The 645-nt window shown below is 36.4% G+C and carries 1 protein-coding gene; it reads left to right on the forward strand.

The window, feature by feature from the left end; all coding sequences use genetic code 11:
* On the forward strand, positions 1-645 hold a 645-nt coding region (locus ACEWB7_RS17345), incomplete at both ends, for an IS1 family transposase (protein WP_411581005.1).

Consider the following 645-nt stretch of genomic DNA (forward strand, 5'->3'; position numbering starts at 1 on the left):
TCAGTGACAGTATAAAGAAAAATGGCATCAAAGTAGATGGGAAACAAAACTACCAATGCAAAGACTGCAAACGTCAGTTTATTGGTGACCATGCTCTGAGCTATCTAGGATGTAATTCTGGCATTACTCGTAAAATATTACAGTTAATGGTCAGAGGCAGCGGTATACGAGATATCGCTGAAGTTGAGCGCATTAGTATCGGTAAAGTCTTACGGACTTTAACTGAATCGGCCTATCAAATTCAGCCTAAACAAAGTCATTATGAATCTCTCGAAGTAGATGAATTCTGGACTTTCGTTGGAAATAAAAATAATAAACAATGGCTTATTTACGCCTACCATCGAGAAACAGGTGAGATTGTTGCTTATGTTTGGGGTAAGAGAGATTTAGCTACAGTCCAAAGGTTGAAGACAAAGCTTAAACAATTAGGTATTCACTACACCCGAATTGCAAGTGATCATTGGGACAGTTTCATCACTGCTTTTAAAAACTGCAAGCAAAGTATTGGTAAGTTATTTACTGTAGGAATTGAAGGTAATAATTGCAAAATAAGGCATCGAATAAGGCGTGGTTTTAGAAGAAGTTGTAATTTCTCCAAAAAGCTTGAAAACCATTTTAAAGCCTTCGACTTAACTTTCTTTTACA

This window comes from Acinetobacter sp. NIOH-H-8 (genome assembly GCF_046635365.1).
Classification (GTDB): Bacteria; Pseudomonadota; Gammaproteobacteria; order Pseudomonadales; family Moraxellaceae; genus Acinetobacter.